6 protein-coding genes, 1 pseudogene and 1 riboswitch are annotated in these 6,498 nt (G+C 65.4%); of the genes and pseudogenes, 6 read left to right on the top strand and 1 reads right to left on the bottom strand.

What is annotated here, in order from left to right:
- A protein-coding gene (locus tag F3K02_RS12200; protein WP_177135902.1) for an IS5 family transposase occupies positions 1-831 on the bottom strand; the annotation gives its coding sequence in 2 pieces (ribosomal slippage) (positions 1-411 and positions 410-831; 833 coding nt annotated over the 2 pieces). This gene is flagged as partial in the annotation.
- Positions 832-932: 101 nt separating this feature from the next.
- Here F3K02_RS12200 and F3K02_RS12195 point away from each other — a divergent pair.
- The 6 genes and pseudogenes from F3K02_RS12195 to F3K02_RS12170 all read left to right on the top strand — a co-directional run bounded on the left by F3K02_RS12195 (position 933) and on the right by F3K02_RS12170 (position 6,438).
- A protein-coding gene (locus F3K02_RS12195; RefSeq protein WP_177135901.1) for an IS3 family transposase occupies positions 933-2,134 on the top strand; the annotation gives its coding sequence in 2 pieces (ribosomal slippage) (positions 933-1,203 and positions 1,203-2,134; 1,203 coding nt in all).
- 21 nt (positions 2,135-2,155) lie between these two features.
- Positions 2,156-2,698 (top strand): annotated as a pseudogene (locus tag F3K02_RS12190) (IS630 family transposase); the annotation flags it as partial.
- Positions 2,699-2,864: 166 nt separating this feature from the next.
- Positions 2,865-3,105: riboswitch (cobalamin riboswitch) on the top strand.
- Positions 3,106-3,335: 230 nt separating this feature from the next.
- The gene (locus tag F3K02_RS12185) at positions 3,336-4,013 is read left to right on the top strand and encodes an energy-coupling factor ABC transporter permease (RefSeq protein ID WP_177135900.1); all 678 of its coding nucleotides are present in this window, start codon (positions 3,336-3,338) and stop codon (positions 4,011-4,013) included.
- Positions 4,014-4,026: 13 nt separating this feature from the next.
- Positions 4,027-4,809, top strand: a complete 783-nt coding sequence (gene cobM, locus F3K02_RS12180; RefSeq protein WP_177135899.1) for a precorrin-4 C(11)-methyltransferase — start codon at positions 4,027-4,029, stop codon at positions 4,807-4,809.
- Complete coding sequence (locus tag F3K02_RS12175; RefSeq protein WP_177135898.1) at positions 4,806-5,696, top strand: sirohydrochlorin chelatase; 891 nt, start codon at positions 4,806-4,808, stop codon at positions 5,694-5,696. Before cobM ends, F3K02_RS12175 begins: the two co-directional genes overlap by 4 nt.
- 61 nt (positions 5,697-5,757) lie before the next feature.
- Positions 5,758-6,438 carry a precorrin-8X methylmutase gene (locus F3K02_RS12170; protein ID WP_177135897.1) on the top strand — a complete coding sequence of 227 codons (681 nt, stop codon included), beginning with the start codon at positions 5,758-5,760 and terminating at the stop codon, positions 6,436-6,438.
- Positions 6,439-6,498: the final 60 nt, after the last annotated feature.

Below are 6,498 nucleotides of genomic sequence, written 5' to 3'. Positions count from 1 at the left end.
CGGAACGCGATGATGGCGGCGGCGATGTGGTTGAGTGCGACGAAACTGCGTTCGAGTTTTTCATACCGCACGAGCAGCTTGCGAAAGCGATTGAGCCAGCTGTGGCAAACCTCGACCACCCAGCGCCTCGCCCTCCTGGTCGGGTCGCGCCGCTTGGCATCGGCTTCCTTGTTGCGATCAACGACGTGGGGGATGTAGCCGTGGCCCTCGATGATTCCCAAGGCAGGCCGCCCTCGGTACCCTGCGTCGGCGCACAGGTGCTTGCTGCGCCGCGTGCTTGGTGTCCTGCGCTTGACCATGATGGCCCGCAGAACGGCATCGAGTTGCGTGACGTCATGCGCATTCGCTCCTGTCACGACGAGCGACAACGGGACGCCACGCCCGTCCACCAGCAGGTGGCGCTTGCTCCCCTTTTTTCCCCCGATCGGTCGGGTTGCGCCCGACCGCCTCTTGCGCCAGTGGGGCCTTGAGCATGGCCCCGTCAATGCTCTGCCATCGCCAGGCGATACCCTCCATCTGGTCGTACTCGGCAAGCCCAGCCTTCCACAGGGCTTCGAACACGCCCGCAGCCTCCCACTCCAGGAAGCGCTTGTGCACCGCACTTGAACTGCCAAAGCGTTCTTTGGGCAGCGCCTTCCATTGGCAGCCCGTGCGCAGAACGTACATGACCGCCTCGAACACTTGTCGCGCTGGCTTGGGCGGGCGTCCCGCACCCGCCTTGCGCACATATGCCTTGTCCGTACTGCGTTCCCGCACCGGTATCAACGGTTCGACTCGGCGCCAGAACTCATCACTCACCTCCCACGATTCGACCCGCCTGCGTGTGACCATGCATTCGCCCCTCGCCGCGTGAAGTACGGCTCAGGGCGATAGTTTACTATTTACGGATAAGTTCTTAGTCCTTGTTGAAAATACCGACAAGGAGTCAAGGAATGACAGCAGCAAAGCAGGTGCGTGCGCAGTACACGCAGGAGTTCAAGTTGGAGGCGGTCCGTCAGGTGAGCGCCGGTCAGGCCATTGCTGTGGTGGCCAAGGTCTTGGGCATCCCCAAGGCCAGTCTGGGTAACTGGGTTCGCCAGGCAGCCAAAGGGGCGTTGAGCGGCGCTGGGGGCGATAACAAGGCCGTGGGGGTCTCGCCCGAGCAGATGGAGATAGCGCGTTTGCGAGCGGAAGTTGCGCGCTTGAGGATGGAGCGCGACATCGCAAAAAAAGCCGCGGCGTACTTCGCGCAGGACACGCTGCGAGGTACGCCTGGATTCACCAAATGAGGCAGCAGTACCCGGTGAGCGTCTCCTGCGGCGTGCTGGAGGTCAGTGCCAGCGTCTCTTTCAACTGGCTGCGCCGCCCACAGGACATGGCTGGCAGGCCCAGCGGGCGCCACAGCGATGAAGCTCTGCTGGCACACATCCGCGCCATCCACGCCGAGGTCAAGGGGGAATACGGCTGGCCTCGGATGCACAGGGAACTGCTGGCCAGGGGCATCCGAGTGGGCAAGGATAGGGTGCGCAAGTTGATGCAGCAGCACGGTATCCGTGCCAGAACCAAGCGCAAGTTTGTGGTCACCACCGACAGCAGCCACAGTCTGCCGGTGGCACCAGATCTGGTGCAGCGGCGCTTTACCCCCGAGGCACCCAACCAGCTGTGGAGTGGAGACATCACCTACATCGCCACCGACGAGGGTTGGCTGTACTTGGCTGCGGTCATCGACCTGTTCAGCCGTCAGGTGGTGGGCTGGAGCCTGCAGCCGCACATGCAGGCGGGCCTGGTCAAGGACGCGCTGGCCATGGCGTGGTGGCGGCGGCGCCCGCCGCCTGGTCTGATATTCCACAGCGACAGGGGCAGCCAGTATTGCAGCGGCGAATTCCAGGATGCTTTGAAAGACTGGAAGATGCGTTCCTCGATGAGCAGGAAGGGCAACTGCTGGGACAACGCGCCGACCGAGAGCTTCTGGGGCCGGCTGAAAACGGCCAGCGTGCATGGGCACAAGTTCACCACCCGAGAGCAGGCCAAACAGGCTGTGATGGACTGGATGGCTTTCTACAATCACCGCCGGCTGCATTCGTCGCTGGGCTACCTCAGCCCGATGCAGTTCGAGCAACGGTGGTACGAGGCACAGCGCAAAAAGGCCGCGTAATCGTCGGGCTAAGAGCTACACGAAACGAGGGCAAGGTCAATTCACTGGGGCGACGAGACGGCTTTGGTCAACACCGATGTGCGCGGCAGAAGCTTCGCGCCAGCGGGCAAAACACCGGTGACCATGGCCGTGGGTGGCACCCGTCAAAAGCTCTCCATGATTGCCACGGTGACCAACCAAGGCAAGACGCGTTGGATGATCATTGACGAGGCTTTCGATGCTGAGAAACTCATTGAATTCTTGCAAGCTTTGATCAAGGACGCAGGCAAAAAAGTCTTTCTGATTCTGGACAACCTGCGGGTTCACCACAGCAAGCTGGTCAAGGCCTGGGTGGCGCAGCACAAAGACCAGATCGAGTTGTTCTACCTGCCCAGCTACAGCCCACAGCTCAACCCTGAGGAGCGGCTCAATGCCGATTTGAAGCAAGAGATGGGCAAGCGCGTACCGGTGCGAACCAAAGCCAAGCTACGCGAAGCGGCCAACGACCACATGGCGATGCTGGAGCAAAACCCCGAGCGCGTCATGAGCTACTTCCAGGACCGCCACGTTCGCTATGCGGCTTAAGACTTCACAGGGCCGGATCAATAAGCAAGCATTCCAGCTTCAGGAGTGCAGCATTGGAATGCGGAGTGTCAGCCAAGACGAACCTCTCGCCTGTGCTCCATGCTCCGATGCACGAGTTCCAGGATTGCAACGTTGCCGCTCAAGGCCTTCAAGCCATTGTGCGGGTATAGAATCAAAACCTGTTGGTGCTCGCGATGCTGTTCAGGCATTGCAGTTCAACGGGAAGCAGGGGGGCGAGTCCCACACGGACGAACCTAACCTGCGCTGCCCCCGCAACGGTAAGCAGACGGGTGGTCCAAGGCATTGCCAAGGCCCCCATTTCTCAAAAATATGCCACTGGGTCATCCTGGGAAGGCTTTGGGAAACGCTCTGTCAGCCCGGATACCGGCCAACAAGGAGGCTGCGCCCCAGGCGCGGCCGCATTACCCAAACACCGTCGGGGAAGACGGTGAGGGGTCTTCGCCGGTGTCCTCATGTCGTCCCTTCGCATGGTTTTGCGAGTCTGTGCCAGCGCCTGTACTTGCGCTCGCCGGGGGCTGCCCGTTGGCCGACGGAACCTGTCATCACCTCCCCCTTGGGTCTTTGCCAACTTTTCAACCGCGTTGTGTCCAACGCATCCAACCCAAGGAGTCACTTCATGCACATCGAACCAGGTCTGGTGGACGGGGCCAAGCTTGCCCTGAGCTACGCCACAGCGACCGCCTGTGGCGGCCACACGCTCAAGCTGTCGGCCGACATGCTCAAAAAGGACGGCGCGGCAGCCCTGCTGTTGCGGGCCCTGCTGGCCACGGCGCTAGTGTTCTGCTTTTTCGAGGTGCTGCCGCACCACCCGGTGGGCGTGTCCGAGGTCCACCTGATTCTGGGCACCACGCTCATGCTGCTGTTCGGTGCGGCGCCCGCGGCCATCGGGCTGGCGGGCGGGCTGCTAATCCAGGGCCTGTTCTTTGCACCCTTCGACATTCCGCAGTACGGCATGAACCTGACCACGCTCCTGGTGCCGCTGTTCGCCACCGCGGCGCTTGCGCGGCGCGTCATCCCCGACCAGATGGCCTATGTGGATCTGCGCTACAGCCAGGCCCTCAAGCTGTCCCTGGCCTACCAGGGCGGCATCGTGCTGTGGGTGGGTTTCTGGGCGCTCTTCGGGCGTGGCATGGGCGCCGAGAACCTGGTGAGCATCGGCAGCTTTGGCGCCGCCTACATGATCGTGGTGCTGGCCGAGCCGCTGATCGACCTGGCTGTGCTCGCACTGGCCAAGACGCTGAGCGGCCTGCAGGGCAGCGCAGTGGTGGAGCGCCGTCTGCACCAGGCCGCCTGACCGGGGACGCACCATGGGCGTCGGAACGGTCTGGTTTGTGGGGGCGGGTCCAGGCGATCCGGACCTGATCACGGTCAAGGGGCGCGACCTGATCGCGCGCGCGGGGGCCATCCTTTTCGCCGGCTCGCTGGTGAACGTTGCGGCCACCGGCTGGGCGCCGCCGGACTGCCTCATCGCCGACAGCAAAGACATGACGCTGGAGCAGATGTCGGCCTGGCTGATCGCGAACGCGGCGCGTTGCGACACCGTGGTTCGCCTGCAGACCGGCGACCCTGCCCTCTACGGCACGCTCATCGAACTGGTGCAGCCGCTGGATGCCGCGGGTGTGCCGGTGGCGGTGGTGCCGGGCGTGTCCTCGGCCATGGCCTCGGCCGCGGCGGCGGTCGAGAGCTTCACCCTGCCCGAGGTCACGCAGACCACCATCTTCACCCGGGTGGAGGGCCGCACGCCCATGCCCGACGGCGAGGACCTCGCCGCCCTGGCCGCCCACCGCTGCACCTTGTGCATCTTCCTGTCCATCACGCTGCTGCACAAGGTGGAGGCCGGTCTGCGCCAGGCTGGCTGGCCCGACGATGCGCCGGTGCTGGTGGTGCACAAGGCCAGCTGGCCCGGCGAGGAGCGCATCGTGCGCGGCACGCTGGCCACCATCAAACAACAGTGCCGCGACGCCGGCATCGTCAGCCAGGCCATGGTGATCGCCAGCCCCACGCTGGGCGCGCGCCAGTGGCCCGAGCTCGCCAGATCCCGGCTCTACGACCCCAGCTTCACCCACCGTTTCAGGAAAGCCACGACATGAATCACACCACGATCCTGCTGGTGGGCCACGGCTCGCGCGAGGACGCCGGCAACCAGGAAATCCGCGACTTCGTCGACCAGTGGCGCGCGCGCCAGCCGGCCTGGCGCATCGCGGTCTGCTTCATCGAATTCGCCGCGCCTTCGCTGCACGACGGCCTGCTGGCCGCGGCGCAGTCGTCGCGCCGCGTGCTGGTGTTGCCGCTGATCCTCAACGCCGCCGGCCACGCCAAGATGGAGATTCCCGAGGCCATCGAACGCGCTCGCAATCATGCGCCTGGCGTGGAATTTCTCTACGGCCCGCACCTGAGCGCCTGCGACCCCATCCTCGCGATCCTCAAGCGCCGCCTGCGCCAGGCCATGGCCACGCTGGACATGCCCGACCCCACCACCACGGGCGTGGTGCTGCTGGGTCGCGGTTCGTCGGACCGCGGCGCCAACGGCGACATGGCGAAGATGGCGCGCTGGCTGCAGGAGGAAGGCGACCACGAACTGGTGGACCTGGCCTTCACCGGCATCACCTGGCCGCGGCTGGAGCGCGTGGTGCAGCGCCAGGTGCTGATCGGCCTGCGCCAGGTGGTGGTGCTGCCCTACTACCTCTATACCGGCACGCTGATGCAGCGCATCCACCGCCAGGTGGACCACCTGCGGGCGCAGTACCCGCAGATCCGCTTTGCCTGCGGCACGCACTTCGGTTTCGAGAAAGAGATCTTCGGGCTGGTGGAGCAGCGCGTGCACGACCTGCTGGCCGGCGCGCCCGACAGCAAGCTGCCCTGCGACGGCTGCAGCTACCGCGAGATCGCTCACGACCTGGGCCATGGGCACTCGCACGAGCACACGCACGCTCCGGTGCAGGTGCACGTCCACGCGCACGAGGGCGCCACCGCATGAGCGCCGCCGGGCCGTTCCCAAGGCGCTCAGCCCCGCAGCGCGCAGCACGGAGGGTAGTCCAGTGAGCACCGTCAACACCGTCACCGAGCAGCTCACCGCCGCCGGCCAGGCGATCGAGCACGACAGCTTCGCCATCATCGACGCCGAGGCCGGACCGCACGCCTACTCGGCCGAACAGTGGCCCATCGTGCGCCGCATGATCCACGCCAACGCCGACTTCGAGTTCAACGGCCTGACCGACTTCCACCCCGACGCGGTGCGCGCGGGCGTGGCCGCGATGTTGCGCGGCAGCACGCCCGTGGTGGCCGACGTGGAGATGATCTGCTCGGGCCTGTCGAGGCCGCGCCTGGCGCACTTCGGCATAGCCACGCACCAGTTCATCAGCGACGCCGACGTGATCGCCCAGGCGCAGGCACAGAACACCACCCGCGCCGTGCAGGCCATGCGCAAGGCGCACCGCCTGGGCCTGCTGCAGGGCGCCATCGTCGGCATCGGCAACGCGCCCACCGCGCTGATCGAACTGGCGCGGCTGATCGTGGAGGACGGTGTGCGCCCTGCCCTGGTGGTCGGCATGCCGGTGGGTTTCGTGTCGGCCGCGGAGTCGAAAGACCTGATGGCGCAGATCACTGGCGTGCCCTGGATCGTCATCCGCGGCCGCAAGGGCGGCTCCACCCTGGTGGTGGCCGCCCTGCACGCGCTGCTGGCGCTGGCCGAGGCGCGGCAGCGCGCCGAGGGCACCTGAATGGATGGCAACACACCGCGCGGCACCCGCACCGGCTTCACCACCGGCGCCTGCGCGGCC

The sequence above is a fragment of the Hydrogenophaga aromaticivorans genome, assembly GCF_013387465.1.
In the GTDB taxonomy this organism is placed as follows: Bacteria; Pseudomonadota; Gammaproteobacteria; order Burkholderiales; family Burkholderiaceae_C; genus Hydrogenophaga; species Hydrogenophaga aromaticivorans.
Note: the sequence above shows the minus strand (reverse complement) of the source record. Positions and strands in the feature narration are given on the sequence as shown.